The sequence below is a fragment of the Sinisalibacter lacisalsi genome, from assembly GCF_014640115.1.
Taxonomy (GTDB): Bacteria; Pseudomonadota; Alphaproteobacteria; order Rhodobacterales; family Rhodobacteraceae; genus Sinisalibacter; species Sinisalibacter lacisalsi.
In genome coordinates, this window is sequence record NZ_BMGI01000002.1 from 675,219 (window position 1) to 689,640 (window position 14,422).

A 14,422-nucleotide genomic window follows, 5' to 3' on the forward strand; every position below is an offset into this window, starting at 1 on the left:
GCGCGATCCGGCATCTTGTCGCGCCGTCCGGGCTCTGCCACACAAGGGGGACGAGACCGGAGACCGCCACCATGTTCCTGCCCTTCTTCGAGGCCCTGCGCGCCCACAAGGTGCCCGTCTCCTTGCGCGAATACCTCGCCTTCCTCGAGGGCATGGGCGCCGGGCTGGTGACCTATGACGTCGAGGGCTTCTATTACCTCGCACGCACCGCGATGGTGAAGGACGAGCGCAACATCGACAAGTTCGACCGCGCCTTCGCCGAGGCCTTCGAGGGGCTGGAGGGGATCAGCCTCGAGGCGGTTCTGGAGGCCGTGGATATTCCGGCCGACTGGCTCGAAAAGCTGGCCGAGAAACATCTCAGCGCGGCGGAAAAGGCCGAGATCGAGGCGCTCGGCGGCTTCGACAAGCTGATGGAAACCTTGAAGCAGCGCCTGCGCGAGCAGGAAAAACGCCACCAGGGCGGCTCGAAATGGATCGGCACCGCCGGCACCTCGCCGTTCGGCGCCTACGGCTACAACCCCGAGGGCGTGCGCATCGGCCAGCACAAGAGCCGCCACCAGCGCGCGGTGAAGGTATGGGACAAGCGCGAGTTTCGCGATTTCGACGACACGGTGGAACTGGGCACGCGCAACATCAAGGTGGCGCTGAAACGGCTGCGCAACTGGGCGCGCGACGGCGCGCGCGAGGAACTCGACCTCGACGGCACGATCCGCGCCACCGCCGAGCACGGCTACCTCGACGTGAAAACCCGCCCCGAGCGGCGCAACGCGGTCAAGGTGCTGCTGTTTCTCGACGTCGGCGGCTCGATGGACCCGCATATCAAGGTGGTGGAAGAGCTGTTCTCGGCGGCGCGGGCGGAGTTCAAGCACCTCGAATACTACTACTTCCACAACTGCCTCTACGAAGGCGTCTGGCGCGACAACCGCCGCCGCTGGCAGGAGCAGACCCCGACATGGGAGGTGCTGCACACCTACGGGTCCGACTACAAGTGCATCTTCGTCGGCGACGCCGCGATGAGCCCCTACGAGATCGCCTATCCGGGCGGCGCGAACGAGCACTGGAACGCCGAAGCCGGGCAGGTCTGGCTCCAGCGCGCCCGCGAGGCCTGGCCCGACCACCTGTGGATCAACCCGGTGCCCGAAACCCACTGGCGCTACACCCAGTCGACCGGCATGATCGCCGAGATCTTCGAGGGCCGCATGGTGCCGATGACGCTCGAAGGGATCGAGCGCGGGATGAAGGACCTGGGGCGGTGACGGCCCGCACCCGTTTCGGCGCGGCGGCTGGCCCGATCATGGGGAGGGCGCGATGATCCGGTGGTTCAAACGGCTCTGGTCGGCCGCGCCGCTCGCCACCGTGCTGCTGGTGCTGGCGCTCGCCGCCGCCGGGCTGTTCGCCGTGCGCAGCGTGGCTTTCGTGATCTACTGGAGCGACCCGGCGCGCCAGGAGCAGACCATCGCGGGCTGGATGACGCCGGGCTACATCGCGCATTCGTGGCAGGTGCCCCGCGCGGTGGTGCTCGAGGCGGTGAACGCGCCGGTGCCGCCCCCCGCCGGGCCGATGAGCCTGCGCGATCTCGCGGCGCTGAACGAAGTGAGCGTCGATGCCCTGATCGCCGAGGTCGAAGCGGCGATCGCGGCCCATCGCGCCGGAGACCCCGGCGATGAGTGAAACCGTCTTCGCGTTGGTCGCCGCCTATGGACCCTGGGCGATCTTCGCATCCGCCTTCCTGTCGTGCCTCGCCCTGCCGATCCCGACCTCGCTGATGATGCTCACCGGCGGGGCCTTCATCGCGGCCGGCGATCTCGATCCCTGGGGCGTGGTGGCCGGGGCCTATGCCGGCGCCGTCGTCGGCGACCAGGCCGGGTTTCTGATCGGCCGGTTCGGCGGCCGCCGGGTTCTCGACCGCCTCGCCCGCGTTCCCGCCCGGGCGACGGTTCTGGCGCGCGCCCGCAAGGTCGTCGACCGGCATGGCGGGCTGGGCGTGTTCTTCTCGACCTGGCTGGTGGCGCCGCTGGGTCCTTGGGTGAACCTGATCGCGGGCGCGACCGGGCTGCGCTGGGCGCGCTTCACCATCTGGGACATCCTTGGCGAGATGGTCTGGGTCAGCGCCTATGTCGGGCTCGGCTACGGCTTCGCCGCGCAGGTTTCCAACATCGCCGACCTGCTGGGCAACGCGGTCGGGCTCTTGGTGGCGCTGGTCGTGGCCGGCGCGATGGCGCTGTGGATCGGGGCGGTCTTGCGGGCGCAGGCGGCCAAGGCATCAGCCCCGAAGGACTGACCCCGGGCCGCGCTCTCAGCGTCCTTCGAACTTCGGGCTGCGCTTTTCGAGAAAGCTCAGCACGCCTTCCTTGAAATCACGCGAACGGCCGCATTCGCCCTGGATCTGCGCCTCGAGCGCGATCTGGTCGTCGAAGGTGTTGCCAAGCGAGGCCCGCATTGCCCGCTTGATCCCCTGGTAGGACATGGTCGGACCGGTCGCGAGATGGCGGGCGCGCGCCTGCCAGTGGCTCTCGAAGTCGATATCGGGCACCGATTCCCAGATCATGCCCATCGCCGAGGCTTCGTCGGCGCTGATCTTCTCGGCGAAGAGCGCCGCCCCCATCGCCTTGGGCAGACCCATGGCGCGCGGCAGGTTGTAGGTGCCGCCGGCGTCGGGGATCAGGCCGATGCGGCTGAAGGCCTGCAGGAAATAGGCCGATTGCGTGGCGATCACCACGTCCGCCGCGAGCGCGATATTGGCCCCGGCCCCGGCCGCCGGGCCGTTCACCGCGGTGACGGTGGGGATCGGGCTGTCGACGATGGCGCGCAGCAGCGGCTCGTATTCGTCGCGCAGGGTGCGCTCGAGATCGATGTTGTCGGCATTGGCGCGGTCGCCGAGATCCTGCCCCGAGCAGAACGCCTTGCCCGCGCCGGTCATCACCACCACCCGCGCCTCGGTGCCCGCGCGCTTCACCGCGTCGGCCATCTCGGCGCGCATCTGGGTGTTGAGCGCGTTCATCTTCTCGGGACGGTTCAAGAGGATCACCGCGAGCCCGTCGTCGATGTCGTAGCGGATCGTGTCGTATTGCATGCGCGCCTCCCTGTCGGTCGCCGGCGAGACTAGCCGAGCGTTGCGCAAAGGGGAAGAAACAAAACCGACCGTGAAGTCGAACTTTCGGGCCGGGAGGCGTTTTCCGTACGGAAAACGGCACGGTTTCCGTACGGAAACCGAAGCGAAATCCGCGGCGGATTTCGCCCCCTCTCAGCCCTTCATCAACTCGTCGAGCCGCGCCTGTTCGTCCGATGTCAGCCTCGCCGCAGGCTCGGCGCTCGTCGAGCGGCGGCGCAGGTAGGCGCCGGCGCCGAGCAGCGCGATCACGAAGAGCGCCGGCCCGGCCCACCACAACAGGATGTTGGCGCCCTCGGTGGTGGGCTTCATCAGCACGTATTCGCCGTAGCGCTCGACCACGAAGTCGATCACCTGCGCGTTGCTGTCGCCCTCCACGAGGCGCTCGCGCACGAGCAGCCGCAGGTCACGCGCGATCGAGGCGTTCGATTCGTCGATGTTCTCGCCCTGGCAGACCACGCAGCGCAGTTCGGCCGAGATCTCGCGGGCGCGCGCCTCGAGCGCGGGATCGTCGAGCACCTCGTCGGGGTTCACCGCGAAGGCGGGGCTGGCGATCAGGGCGAGCGCGAGGAACAGTTTCTTCATTCCGCCGGCACTCCCCCCGGCACCGGCCTGCGCGCCTTCGCCGCTCCGGCGGCGACGCGGAAGCGCCGGTCGGTGAGCGACAGGAGGCCGCCCAGAGCCATGATGATCGAGCCCGCCCAGATCCAGTTGGCGAAGGGCTTGATGAAGGTGCGCACCGCCCAGCCGCCGCCCTCCTGCGGATCACCGATCACCAGGTAGATGTCGCGCCAGAACCCGCCGTTGATCGCCGCCTCGGTGGTCGGCATCGCCTGCACCGGGTAGACGCGCTTTTCGGGCCGCAGCGTCGCGATCAATCTGCCGTCGCGGCGCACGTCCATGATCCCCACGGTCGTGAGGTAATTCGGCCCCTGTTCGCGCACCACGTCGTTGAGGGTTATCTCGTACCCGGCGGTTTCGAAGGTTTCGCCGATCTGCGCGACGCGGATGTCTTCGGAATCCCACGCCATCAGCCCGGCTATCCCCATGAAGGTGATGCCGACGCCGGCATGGGCCGTGGCCTTGCCCCAGTCGGCGCGCGGCAGCCGGGCCAGGCGGCCGAGGCGCGCGCCGATGGCGCCGCGCCCGGTGCGTCCCATGAGGTCGGTCAGCGCGCCAGCCACCAGCCAGGTGCCGAGCAGGAAGCCCACTGGCCCGAGGATCGTCCGGCTCGTCTGCATCGTCCAGACCAGCAGCGCGACCAGAACCGCGAGCACGAGCGCGGGCAGCAGCGGGCGCATCGCGCGCCCCAGCCGCGCGCGCTTCCAAGGCAGCATCGCCCCCACCGGAAGCACGATCGCCAGCACCACCATGAAGGGGGTGAAGGCGGCCTCGAAGAACGGCGGACCGACCGAAAGCTTGCGGTCCATGAAGGCTTCCGCCACCAGCGGCCAGATCGTGCCGATGAACACCACGAAGGACGAGACCGCGAGCAGGATGTTGTTGACCACCAGCGCCGATTCCCGGCTCACCATGGAAAACACCCCGCGTGCTTCCATCGCCGAGGCGCGGAAAGCGTAGAGGATCAGGGCGCCGCCGGTGAAGAAGGCGAGGATGCCGAGGATGTAGACGCCCCGCGTCGGGTCGGAGGCGAAGCTGTGCACGCTGGTGATGATGCCGGAGCGCACGATGAAGGTGCCGATCAGCGAGAAGCCGAAGGCGAGGATCGCGAGCAGGATCGTCCAGCTTTTCAGCGACTCGCGCTTTTCCACCACGATCGCGGAGTGCAGCAGCGCGGCGGCGAAGAGCCAGGGCATGAACGAGGCGTTTTCCACCGGGTCCCAGAACCAGAAGCCGCCCCAGCCGAGCTCGTAGTAGGCCCACCACGAGCCCAGCGCGATACCGATGGTGAGGAAGATCCAGGCCGCCAGCGTCCAGGGCCGCACCCAGCGCGCCCAGGCGGCGTCGACCCGGCCCTCGATCAGCGCCGCGACGGCGAAGGAGAAGGCCATCGAGAGGCCGACGTAGCCGAGGTAGAGGAACGGCGGGTGGAAGGCGAGCCCCGGATCCTGCAGCAGCGGGTTGAGGTCGCGCCCGTCGAACGGCGGCTGCGCGAGGCGCAGGAACGGGTTCGACGTGAAGATGATGAAGCCGAGGAAGGCGACGCCAATCGAGGCCTGCACCGCAAGCACCCGCGCCTTCAGCCGGGGCGGCAGGCCCTTGCCGAACCAGACCGCCATCGCGCCGAACAGGGCAACCGTGAGCACCCAGAGCAGCATCGAGCCCTCGTGGTTGCCCCAGACACCCGAGATCTTGTAGAGCATCGGCTTGTCGGAATGCGAGTTCGCCCAGACCAGGTGGAGCGAGAAATCCGAGGTCACGAAGGCCCATGTCAGCGCCGCGAAGGAGATGGCGACAAAGGCGAATTGCAGGTTGGCGGCCGGGGCGGCCACGGCCATCCAGCCGGTCCATCCCTTGTGGGCGCCGATGAGCGGCACGATCGTTTGCACGATGGCGACGGCGAGCGCCAGGATCAGCGCGACATGTCCGAGTTCGGTAATCATGGCGGGGAGAATAGGCGTATTCCCCGGCGCCGCCAATCCCATGCGCGCGGATGTCGCGGATTTGTCATTGCCCCGCCCCCGGCGCGCGCACCCCGAAGGTGTTGGCACGGCGCCATTGCGCGCACCGCCGCCGCCACCTGTGCCTGACCCCGATCAAGGCAGCGGGCCGGAAAACGCGTTAAGCTGATAAGTGGAAGCCACGAACCAACACTCGAATCGGGAGGGTTCGATGAAGCCGCTTATCAAGACCATCCTTCTTTCCTCGGCACTCGCATTGGCCGCCACGACGGCGCCGGCGGGCGAATGGGAAGGTGCCTATGCCGGCGTCTTCGTCGGCCATATCAGCTTTCCCAGCGTGATTGCGGGCACCCAGGCCGGCTATGCCTTCGAGGTCACCGACGGGATCTACCTCGGCCCCGAAGTCGATGCCTTCTACATCACCAGCACCGGCGAGCTGGCCGGCAGCGCCACGGCGCGGATGGGGGTGGAACTGTCCGACGACCTCCTGGTCTACGGCCGCGGTGGCGTCTTCGCCTTCAGCGGGGGCTCCACCGGCTGGCTCGCCGGGGGCGGTGCCGCCGTCACGGTGAACGATTCGCTGTCGCTGTTCGCCGGGGCCGACCGCTACGATTGCGGTTGCGTCTTCAACGTTCTGCGTGCGGGGATTCAGATGAACTTCTGACCGGCGTGGACCACATGCCTCGTGGCGACCGGGGCGCTGCGGCGCTCGGACCGGATGCGCTGGTCCATGGCAATCTCGGCGTCGGCACCCGGTTCTGACGCGAACGCGCGCGCCCGGATGCCTTGCTGCGGGCCTGCGCTACAACGGCAGGGCAACGAGGCCCGACAGCGCCAGCGCCAGCGCCACCGGCCAGAGAAAGCTGGCCCCGTGCCAGCCGAAGGAGCGGTGGATCACCGAGAAGTGCAGCACCGCGCCGACGATGCAAAACCCCAGCACCGCGAGCGATCCGGCGGCGAGGCCGCCCCACACCGGCGCACCCGCAAGGCTCGCCGCCCATCCCCAGCCCGCGAAAAGCCCCCAGCCGAGCCAGCTGAACGCCATGCCGAGCGCCAGCGGCGTCGTGCGTTCGAAATACAGCCACAGGAAGGTGCCCGCGATCATCAGCGCCATCAGCGCCACCGCGCCGGCGGCCAGAACCAGCGCCGCCTCGCCGCCGAGCGCCGCCCTGACGAGCGCAAGCGCGGCGAGGATCAGGGCAAGAAGCCCGATTGCCTGTTTCATCCCGTCAGAACCTCCCGCACCGCCTTGTCGAGCTCGCGCGCCGCGCGGTTGTAGCGCGCGACGGACCGGGCGAATTTCGGCCCGGTGAGCCAAGCCCGAAGCCCGCGCGCCCAGCGTTTCAGCCGCCCGCTCATGGCCGTTCCCGCCCGCCGTAGGGCAGCCGCTCGCGGATGATCGTGGTGATCTCGATCAGGATCGCCGAGTTCTTGTCGAGCACCGCGCGGGTGGCCTGGTCTTTCTGCAGGTCGCGCCAGAGCAGGTAGAACACCAGCACCACCCAGGGGCCGTGCTCGGTGAGCAGCGCGACGAGGAAGTCCGCCGTCATCGGCCATCGCCCCGCCAATCCTCCAGCGCCGGGTTGGGATCATCGAAGGCGCGCGTGCCGGCGTCGAGCGCCTGAAGCGCGCCGATGTTGCGCACCACGGTGCCGGTGCGCCCCATGGTCTCGACCAGCGAACGCTGGAACTCCTGCCCCTTGAGCTGGTGGCGCGCGCCGAAATAGAAGCTCACGATCGCGCCCATCAGCCACCACAGCGGCTCGGGCACGAGCTGGATGCCCTGCATCCGCGCGGCGAACCAGACCGGGTCGACCATCGCCGCCACGAACAATCCCAGCGTCCCCAGCGCCAGCGCCGGGCGCGGCAGCCGGTTCAGCCCGTCGATGAAGCGGTCGAACGCCCCCTTGCGCGGCTGGACGAACTCGCCGGCGAACTGCCCCAGCGCCGCCGCGCGCCACGCCGCCTCGCGCTCGGCCCCGGCCTCGGTATTTTCCATGAACAGCTCGGCGGTCTCGCGCACCACGTTGCGGCCGCCGCCGAACAGCGCGCCGATCATCGCGGCGACCCCGGTGCTCAATCCCATGCTGCCACCCGGGCGCGGTGCTCGGCCTCCGTCAGGCGGAACTTCGGCGAGATGAAGGCTTCGGCGCGCAGGATCCAGCCGCCCTTGCCGCCGTCGCGGCGGCGGGCGTATTTGCGGCTCGCCGGGCGGCTGTCGGCCAGGCGGTAGTAGTAGTTGCGCCGGGCGATGCCGTAGGCATCGGCGACATGGCCCGGCGCCTCGGTCGCCGCGCGCTGCGCCGCCGCCGCCGTCTGCGGCCCGATCGCGCCGTCCACCGCCACCGGCTGGCCCATCTGCGCCAGCAGCCGCTGCAGGATGCGCACCGCGTTGGCGCCCGCGTTCACATACATGTCGAACACGGAAGGCTGCAGCGCCTCGGGCAGAAGGGCGATGCCGGGACGGCGGAAGTAATGTTCGATGAAGATCTCGCGCGCCTGGTCGCGGGTGAGCCGCTTCACATCGGCGGGCGTCACCTGCCCGTCGCTGTCGAGATCGAGGCCGAGGGCGCGCATGGTGTGGATCGTGACGCCGAAATTGGTGGCGCCCCCGGGATCGTCGGGATCGTTCACGTAACCGCCTTCGCGGTCGAGGATTTCATCGGCGATGTCGCGGATGGAAAGCATGGCTGCCCCCGTTGTTCAAACCGGGGGCAAGCCTCATCTCATGGCGTTAACGGCGGCGAAACCGGGCGCGCGCCGGGCCTCAGGAGCCGGTTTCGTCGGCGGCGTTCGGGTCCTTGTAAAGGCCGTCGTCCTTGAGCGAATCGAGCACTTCCTTGGGCATGTAGCTCTCGTCGTGCTTGGCGAGGATCTCCGAGGCCTGGAACACGCCGTCGACGTAGACGCCGGTGCCGATCATGCCCTGGTTCTCGCTGAACAGGTCGGGCAGGATCCCGGTGAACACCACCGGCACCGATTGCGCCCCGTCGGTGACCACGAAGCGCACCGTTTCGCTCTGGCCGCGCTCGATCGAGCCTTCCGCCACCAGCCCACCGATGCGGAACACCTCGTTCGGCGCCGGCGGCTCGGCCAGGATCTGGCTCGGGTCGCGGAAATAGTTGATGCCGTCCTTGAAGGCGTAGCCGATCAGCCCCGCCGCGATCCCCAGCGCCACGAAGGCCAGGATAACGATCTGGATACGCCGTTGTTTCTTCAGGCCTTTCATACCAGCCATGTGGTCCTCCTCACGGGAACACCGGGGCCAGCATCAGCCCGGTGGTTTCGTCTTCGCCCAACATCAGGTTCGCGTTCTGCACCGCCTGCCCCGACGACCCCTTGGTGAGGTTGTCGAGCGTCGAGACAATGAGCGCGCGGTTCTCCTTGCGATCGGGAATAACACCGATATGGCACAGGTTCGACGCGGTAACATGTCCCATACCCGGCGCGCGGCCAAATGGCAGAACCGTGATGAAGGGCTCGTCGGCATAGGTCCGCGCGAGGGCTGCATGGATCGCCTGCGGATCGCCCTCGACGTAGCAATCGGCGAGGATGCCGCGAGTTGCCGGCACGAGGTGCGGGGTGAAGATGATCTCCACCGGGCGCCCGGCGAGCAGCGCGAATTCCTGGTCGAACTCGCCGAGGTGGCGGTGCCTGCCACCTTGCGCATAGCCTTCCACGTTGGTCGCGCGCTCGGCGAACAGCATGTTTTCCTTGAGCGACCGCCCCGCCCCGCTGATCCCGTTCTTCAGATCGCAGATGATCCGGTCGAGGTCGATCAACCCCTGTCCGATCAGGGGGCGCAGCGCGTATTGCACCGTGGCCGCGTTGCAGCCGGTGCCCGCCACCAGCCGCGCGTCGCGGATCTCGTCGCGGTAGAATTCGGTGAGGCCATAGACGGCCTCCTTCTGCAACTCGGGCGCCACGTGCGGCTGGCCATACCATTTCTCGTAGGCCGCCGGATCGCGCAGGCGGAAATCGGCGCCGAGATCGACCACCTTCACGCCGCGCGGCAGATCGCGCACCAGCGCCTGGCTCAGCCCGTGCGGCAGCGCGGCGAAGACAAGATCGACGCCGGCGAAATCGATCTCCTCCATCTTCACCAGCGCGGGCAGGTCGAGATGGGCAAGATGGGGGTAGACATCGCCCATCCGCATCCCCGCCTTGCGGTCGGCCGAAAGCGCGACGATTTCCATCGTCGGATGGGTGGCGATGATCCTCACCAGTTCCGCCCCGGTGTATCCGGAGGCGCCGAGGATGGCGATCTTGTGGGTCATGGGGCCCTCGTTCTCATGGGTCGGCATATGGGGGCGCGCGGGCGCCCGCGCAATCAGGCGGCTTCGAAGGTGATCTTGCGTCGCAGGAACTGCGTCGCCCGGTCGCTCACCCGGCGCGGATCGCCGGTGGTGAGAAACTTCGCCTCTTCTCCCGGCCCCCTCATCTGCGGGTGGCGGCCGAGGTAATCGGCGAGGCTGTCGGCCACGAGGCTGGCCTGGCTGTAGACGTTCACCTCCGGCCCGAGCGCATCCTGGAACACGTCTTCCATCAGCGGGTAATGGGTGCAGCCCAGAACCGCCGCTTCCGGGGTGGGCATCTTGCGCTTGAGCGCGTCGACGTGGCTGCGCACGAGGGCTTCGGCAAGGATCATGTCGCCCTCCTCGATGGCGTCGACCACGCCGCCACAGGCCTGCGCCTCCACGTCCACGCCGATGGCGCGGAACGCCAGTTCGCGCTGGAAGGCACGGCTCGCGACCGTGGCCGGCGTGGCGAACAGCGCGACATGCTTCACCGCCACCTCGCGCGGCGGGGAATTGTCGCCCCAGTCGCGCTCGGTCATCGCTTCGATCAGCGGCACGAACACGCCGAGCACCCGTTTGCCCGGCGGCAGCCAGCTTTCCTGCATCCGGCGCAGGGCGGCGGCCGAGGCGGTGTTGCAGGCCAGGATCACCAGGTCGCAGCCCTCGTCCCAGAGCCGTTCCACCGCGGCGGTGGTGAGCTTGAAGATGTCATCGGCATCGCGCACGCCGTAGGGCGCATGGGCATTGTCGCCGAAATAGACGAAGGGCACATCCGGCAGGCGCTTGGTCAGCGCATCGTAAACCGTCAGCCCGCCCAGACCAGAATCGAAAACGCCAACCGCCATGTTTTCCCTCTCAGAGTGTCGGCCCGGTTCTACGATCAAACCCCGGGCGACGCCAGCAAAAGCGGCGTCACTCCGCCGCCCGCGCGGCGGCCTCGCCGCCTGACCGGAAGACCGCGAGAAGTTCCGCCCGGCGGCGCGCGGCAGCCCTGGCGTTGGCCGCCTTCACCGGGCCGAAGCCGCGGATCGTGAGCGGCAGCCCGGCAAGCTCGCGGGCGATGGCTTCGGTTGCGGGGGCGACCTGCCCGAAGACCTCGCGCATATCCGCCTCGTATTCGCGGATCAGCGCGCGCTCCATTCGCCGTTCGGCGCTGTAGCCGAAGGGGTCAAGCGGCGTGCCGCGCAAGGCCTTGAACCGCCGCAGCCCCGCCATCATCGGAAGGATCCACGGCCCGAATGCGCGTTTCTTCGGTCGCCCGTCGGCACCGGGGCGGGCGATCAGCGGCGGGGCCATGTGGTAGGTGAGGCGCAGATCGCCCTCGAACACGGCTTCCGCCTTGCTCCGCGTGTCCGCCATCAGCCGGGCCACCTCGTATTCATCCTTGTAGGCCAGGAGCTTGTGATAGCCGAGCGCCACCGCCTCGCGCAGTCCTTCCGGCGCGGCGTCGACCAGCGCGCGGTAACGCCGGGCAAGCCGCGCGTTCTGGTAGGCCACCAGGTGCGCCTCGCGGTAGGCGACGCGCTCCGCCAGCGGGGCCTCACCCGTCTCGACCGCGCCGCCGATGTGGCGCGCCGCCTCGGCCGGGTGCAGCACCGCCCAGCGGCCGAGATCGAAGGCGCGCCGGTTCGCCTCCACGGCCTGCGCGTTCAGCCCGATCGCCTCGAAGATCGCCGCCCGGCCCACCGGCACGAGGCCCTTCTGCCAGGCCGCGCCCAGCACCATCATGTTGGAATAGATGCTGTCACCCAGCAGCGCGCGGGCCAGTTCGCTGGCGTCGAACAGCGTCAGCCGATCCTTCAACCTGGCCTCAAGAGACATCCCCAACCCCTTGCCCGGAATTCGAAATTCCGGATCACGGGTGAAGGCGCCGGTGATCGTTTCGTGCCCGTCCACCACCGCGCCGGTGCGCCCTGCCTGCAAGAGCGAAAGCGTGGCGGGGCTGGCCGACACCACCAGGTCGCCGCCGATCAGCGCATCGGCCTCGCCGGTGGCCACGCGAATCGCGGTGATGTGTTCCGGCTTCTCGGCGATGCGCAGATGCACCGTCACCGCGCCGCCCTTCTGGGCGATCCCGGTCATGTCGATCAGCGCCGCGCCCTTGCCCTCCAGATGCGCGGCCTGCGCCAGAACCGCGCCGATGGTGACCACGCCGGTGCCGCCGACGCCCGTCACGATCGTATTCCATGTGCCTGAAATCGCGGGGCTTTCCGGCTCCGGCATGTTTGGCAGGTCGATCCGCGCCTCGGCCTCGCGGCGCAGCTTGCCGCCCTCCACCGTCACGAATGAGGGGCAGAACCCCTTGAGGCAGGAGAAATCCTTGTTGCAGGCGGATTGGTCCACCGCCCGTTTGCGGCCCAGTTCCGTCTCCACCGGCACGATCGCGACGCAGTTCGACTGCACGCCGCAATCACCGCAGCCCTCGCAGATGTCGGTGTTGATGAACACCCGCCGGTCGGGGTCGGGAAAAGCCCCGCGCTTGCGGCGGCGGCGCTTCTCGGCGGCGCAGGTCTGCACGTAAAGAAGAACCGTCACACCCTTGATTTCACGCAATTCCTTCTGCACCGCGTCCAGTTCGTCGCGGGTCCGCCGCGCGACGGCGGAGGGGAAAGCCGAAAGGTCGATCTCTTCCTTCGGGTCGTGCACCAGCACCACCTTCGCCGCCCCCGCCGCGACCATCTCGGCGGCGACCTTCTGCGGATCGAGCCCGCCATCGTTGGCCTGCCCGCCGGTCATCGCAACGGCATCGTTGTAGAGCAGCTTGTAGGTGGCGTTGACGCCCGAAGCGATGGCGGCGCGGATCGCCATGATGCCGGAGTGGTTATAGGTACCGTCGCCCATGTTGACGAAAACGTGGGGACGGGTGGAAAACGGCGCCTCGCCGATCCAGTTCGCGCCTTCGCCGCCCATCTGGGTGAAGCCCTCGGTTTCGCGCTCCATGAATTGCACGAGGTAATGACAGCCGATCCCGGCATAGGCGCGGCTTCCCTCGGGCACCTTGGTGGAGGTGTTGTGCGGGCAACCGGCGCAGAAATAGGGCAGCCGGGTGGCCAGCGCCGCGCCGTTATCGGCCCGGCGGCTCTCGGCAAGGCGGGCGCGGGCGGCGCGCAAGCCCTCGCTGTCGCGCCCCTCGGCCGCGAGCAAGGCGCCGATCTTCTCGCCGATCATCACCGGGTCGAGCACGCCGTGCGCGGGGAACAGCTCCGCCCCGTCCGCATCGCGCGCGCCCAGCACGCGCAAGCTTGCGCGGCCGAACAACAGGTCTTTCGCCTGCCCCTCGATCACCTTGCGCTTTTCCTCGACGCAGACGATCAGCTCCAGCCCCTCGGCCCATTCAGCGAAACTCGCCCGGTCGAGCGGCCAGATCTGGCCGACCTTGTAGGCCGTCACCCCGAGCCGCTCCGCCTCGTCCGCGCCGATGCCGAGCAACTCCAGCGCATGGGCGAGGTCGAGCCAGGATTTGCCCGCCGCGACGAACCCGATCTTCGCGCCCGGCTGGCCCAGCATCCGCCGGTCGATCCGGTTGGCCCGCGCGAAGGCCTGCGCCGCGGGGATCTTGTGGGCGTGGAGCCGCGGCTCCTGCGGCACGCGGTCGTCGACCAGGCGGATGTTCAGCCCGCCCTCGGGCATGTCGAACGCCGGCATGACGAACGCCATCCGCTCAAGCCGGGCATCCACCACGGCGGTGCTTTCCACCGTGTCCTTTATAAGCTTCAGCCCGACCCAGAGCCCGGCGAACCGGCTGAGCGCCCAGCCGTAGAGCCCGTAGTCGAGCACCTCCTGCACCCCGGCGGGCGACAGAACCGGCATCCCGGCGTCGATCGCGGCCCAGTCGGAGGCATGCACCACGGTGGAACTTTCGCCGGTGTGATCGTCGCCCATCGCCACCAGCACGCCGCCATGCGGGCTGGTGCCCGCCATGTTGACGTGGCGCAGAACGTCGCCGGAACGGTCCACGCCCGGCCCCTTGCCATACCACAGACCGAAAACGCCATCGAAACGCCCCTCGCCGCGCAGTTCCGCCTGCTGGCTGCCCCAGAGCGCGGTGGCGGCGAGATCCTCGTTCAGCGCCGGCTCGAAGCGGATATCGGCGGCCTCCAACGCGGCACGCTGGCGCGTCATCCAGGCATCGACCGCCCCCAGCGGCGAGCCGCGGTAGCCGGTGACGTAGCCTGCGGTATTCAGCCCCGACGCCCGGTCGCGCGCCTTCTGCATCAGAACCAGCCGCACCAGCGCCTGCGTGCCGGTGATCAGCACCGGGCTGGCGGCCAGATCGAACCGCTCTTCAAGGCTGGGAACATGCTTGGACATCGCGCACCGCTGCTGAAACGGCCGGCAAACCGGCAACAGGCCCGAGCCTAGCGGCAAAAAACGTGGCCGTAAAACGACAAACCGGGCCAGCCCCTTGGCTTTTCACATGACCGTGCCGATCT

General features: G+C 68.6%; 16 protein-coding genes. 4 read left to right on the plus strand and 12 right to left on the minus strand.

Translation table 11 applies throughout. The annotated features are described in order from the left end of the window. The first annotated feature begins 71 nt into the window (after positions 1 to 71). From IEW01_RS09090 to IEW01_RS09100, 3 genes are read left to right on the plus strand one after another with little or no spacing between them, the layout of a single operon-like run. On the plus strand, positions 72 to 1,256 hold the full coding sequence (locus IEW01_RS09090) for a vWA domain-containing protein (protein ID WP_188527288.1): 1,185 nt from the start codon (positions 72 to 74) through the stop codon (positions 1,254 to 1,256). Between the two features lie 52 nt (positions 1,257 to 1,308). Further along, positions 1,309 to 1,671 (plus strand): hypothetical protein, encoded by a 363-nt coding sequence (locus IEW01_RS09095; RefSeq protein WP_188527289.1) that lies wholly within the window; start codon positions 1,309 to 1,311, stop codon positions 1,669 to 1,671. Then, a complete protein-coding gene (locus IEW01_RS09100) occupies positions 1,664 to 2,281 on the plus strand; it encodes a DedA family protein (RefSeq protein WP_188527290.1) in 618 nt (205 codons plus the stop codon). Before IEW01_RS09095 ends, IEW01_RS09100 begins: the two co-directional genes overlap by 8 nt. A gap of 15 nt (positions 2,282 to 2,296) precedes the next feature. On the opposite strand, the gene IEW01_RS09105 is transcribed toward IEW01_RS09100, so the two are convergent. The 3 genes from IEW01_RS09105 to IEW01_RS09115 form a co-directional block, all read right to left on the minus strand. After that, on the minus strand, positions 2,297 to 3,073 hold the full coding sequence (locus tag IEW01_RS09105; protein WP_188527291.1) for an enoyl-CoA hydratase-related protein: 777 nt from the start codon (positions 3,071 to 3,073) through the stop codon (positions 2,297 to 2,299). A 171-nt stretch (positions 3,074 to 3,244) separates the two neighbouring features. Further along, on the minus strand, positions 3,245 to 3,694 hold the full coding sequence (locus IEW01_RS09110; protein WP_188527292.1) for a cytochrome c-type biogenesis protein: 450 nt from the start codon (positions 3,692 to 3,694) through the stop codon (positions 3,245 to 3,247). After that, entirely contained in the window at positions 3,691 to 5,673 is a 1,983-nt protein-coding gene (locus IEW01_RS09115; RefSeq protein ID WP_188527293.1) for a heme lyase CcmF/NrfE family subunit, read from the minus strand. The genes IEW01_RS09110 and IEW01_RS09115 overlap by 4 nt, the downstream gene beginning before the upstream one ends. Before the next feature lie 229 nt (positions 5,674 to 5,902). On the opposite strand from IEW01_RS09115, the gene IEW01_RS09120 reads away from it, so the two are divergent. Then, positions 5,903 to 6,355 carry an outer membrane protein gene (locus tag IEW01_RS09120; RefSeq protein ID WP_188527294.1) on the plus strand — a complete coding sequence of 151 codons (453 nt, stop codon included), beginning with the start codon at positions 5,903 to 5,905 and terminating at the stop codon, positions 6,353 to 6,355. Positions 6,356 to 6,493: 138 nt separating this feature from the next. Here IEW01_RS09120 and IEW01_RS09125 read toward each other — a convergent pair whose 3' ends face one another. From IEW01_RS09125 to IEW01_RS09165, 9 genes are all read right to left on the minus strand, one after another. Continuing rightward, the gene (locus tag IEW01_RS09125; protein WP_188527295.1) at positions 6,494 to 6,916 is read right to left on the minus strand and encodes a hypothetical protein; all 423 of its coding nucleotides are present in this window, start codon (positions 6,914 to 6,916) and stop codon (positions 6,494 to 6,496) included. After that, positions 6,913 to 7,050, minus strand: a complete 138-nt coding sequence (locus IEW01_RS09130; protein ID WP_188527296.1) for a hypothetical protein — start codon at positions 7,048 to 7,050, stop codon at positions 6,913 to 6,915. Before IEW01_RS09130 ends, IEW01_RS09125 begins: the two co-directional genes overlap by 4 nt. After that, positions 7,047 to 7,241: a hypothetical protein gene (locus IEW01_RS09135; RefSeq protein WP_188527297.1), complete on the minus strand. Its 195-nt coding sequence runs from the start codon at positions 7,239 to 7,241 to the stop codon at positions 7,047 to 7,049. Before IEW01_RS09135 ends, IEW01_RS09130 begins: the two co-directional genes overlap by 4 nt. Beyond that, a complete protein-coding gene (locus IEW01_RS09140; RefSeq protein ID WP_188527298.1) occupies positions 7,238 to 7,777 on the minus strand; it encodes a holin family protein in 540 nt (179 codons plus the stop codon). Before IEW01_RS09140 ends, IEW01_RS09135 begins: the two co-directional genes overlap by 4 nt. After that, positions 7,768 to 8,379, minus strand: a complete 612-nt coding sequence (locus IEW01_RS09145) for a holin-associated N-acetylmuramidase (RefSeq protein ID WP_188527299.1) — start codon at positions 8,377 to 8,379, stop codon at positions 7,768 to 7,770. Before IEW01_RS09145 ends, IEW01_RS09140 begins: the two co-directional genes overlap by 10 nt. 79 nt (positions 8,380 to 8,458) lie before the next feature. Then, positions 8,459 to 8,920 carry a cytochrome c maturation protein CcmE gene (gene ccmE, locus IEW01_RS09150; RefSeq protein WP_188527416.1) on the minus strand — a complete coding sequence of 154 codons (462 nt, stop codon included), beginning with the start codon at positions 8,918 to 8,920 and terminating at the stop codon, positions 8,459 to 8,461. Between the two features lie 19 nt (positions 8,921 to 8,939). Continuing rightward, a complete protein-coding gene (gene argC, locus IEW01_RS09155) occupies positions 8,940 to 9,968 on the minus strand; it encodes an N-acetyl-gamma-glutamyl-phosphate reductase (protein ID WP_188527300.1) in 1,029 nt (342 codons plus the stop codon). 53 nt (positions 9,969 to 10,021) lie between these two features. Then, positions 10,022 to 10,834 (minus strand): glutamate racemase, encoded by an 813-nt coding sequence (murI, locus tag IEW01_RS09160; protein ID WP_188527301.1) that lies wholly within the window; start codon positions 10,832 to 10,834, stop codon positions 10,022 to 10,024. A 67-nt stretch (positions 10,835 to 10,901) separates the two neighbouring features. Continuing rightward, entirely contained in the window at positions 10,902 to 14,300 is a 3,399-nt protein-coding gene (locus IEW01_RS09165) for an indolepyruvate ferredoxin oxidoreductase family protein (RefSeq protein WP_188527302.1), read from the minus strand. Positions 14,301 to 14,422: the final 122 nt, after the last annotated feature.

What these genes read in the sequence shown, in the direction of transcription:
- IEW01_RS09090 (WP_188527288.1), top strand. Translation starts at nt 72, where the DNA reads ATGTTCCTGCCCTTCTTCGAGGCCCTGCGCGCCCACAAGGTGCCCGTC.
- IEW01_RS09095 (WP_188527289.1), top strand. Translation starts at nt 1,309, where the DNA reads ATGATCCGGTGGTTCAAACGGCTCTGGTCGGCCGCGCCGCTCGCCACC.
- IEW01_RS09100 (WP_188527290.1), top strand. Translation starts at nt 1,664, where the DNA reads ATGAGTGAAACCGTCTTCGCGTTGGTCGCCGCCTATGGACCCTGGGCG.
- IEW01_RS09105 (WP_188527291.1), bottom strand. Translation starts at nt 3,073, where the DNA reads ATGCAATACGACACGATCCGCTACGACATCGACGACGGGCTCGCGGTG.
- IEW01_RS09110 (WP_188527292.1), bottom strand. Translation starts at nt 3,694, where the DNA reads ATGAAGAAACTGTTCCTCGCGCTCGCCCTGATCGCCAGCCCCGCCTTC.
- IEW01_RS09115 (WP_188527293.1), bottom strand. Translation starts at nt 5,673, where the DNA reads ATGATTACCGAACTCGGACATGTCGCGCTGATCCTGGCGCTCGCCGTC.
- IEW01_RS09120 (WP_188527294.1), top strand. Translation starts at nt 5,903, where the DNA reads ATGAAGCCGCTTATCAAGACCATCCTTCTTTCCTCGGCACTCGCATTG.
- IEW01_RS09125 (WP_188527295.1), bottom strand. Translation starts at nt 6,916, where the DNA reads ATGAAACAGGCAATCGGGCTTCTTGCCCTGATCCTCGCCGCGCTTGCG.
- IEW01_RS09130 (WP_188527296.1), bottom strand. Translation starts at nt 7,050, where the DNA reads ATGAGCGGGCGGCTGAAACGCTGGGCGCGCGGGCTTCGGGCTTGGCTC.
- IEW01_RS09135 (WP_188527297.1), bottom strand. Translation starts at nt 7,241, where the DNA reads ATGACGGCGGACTTCCTCGTCGCGCTGCTCACCGAGCACGGCCCCTGG.
- IEW01_RS09140 (WP_188527298.1), bottom strand. Translation starts at nt 7,777, where the DNA reads ATGGGATTGAGCACCGGGGTCGCCGCGATGATCGGCGCGCTGTTCGGC.
- IEW01_RS09145 (WP_188527299.1), bottom strand. Translation starts at nt 8,379, where the DNA reads ATGCTTTCCATCCGCGACATCGCCGATGAAATCCTCGACCGCGAAGGC.
- ccmE (WP_188527416.1), bottom strand. Translation starts at nt 8,920, where the DNA reads ATGAAAGGCCTGAAGAAACAACGGCGTATCCAGATCGTTATCCTGGCC.
- argC (WP_188527300.1), bottom strand. Translation starts at nt 9,968, where the DNA reads ATGACCCACAAGATCGCCATCCTCGGCGCCTCCGGATACACCGGGGCG.
- murI (WP_188527301.1), bottom strand. Translation starts at nt 10,834, where the DNA reads ATGGCGGTTGGCGTTTTCGATTCTGGTCTGGGCGGGCTGACGGTTTAC.
- IEW01_RS09165 (WP_188527302.1), bottom strand. Translation starts at nt 14,300, where the DNA reads ATGTCCAAGCATGTTCCCAGCCTTGAAGAGCGGTTCGATCTGGCCGCC.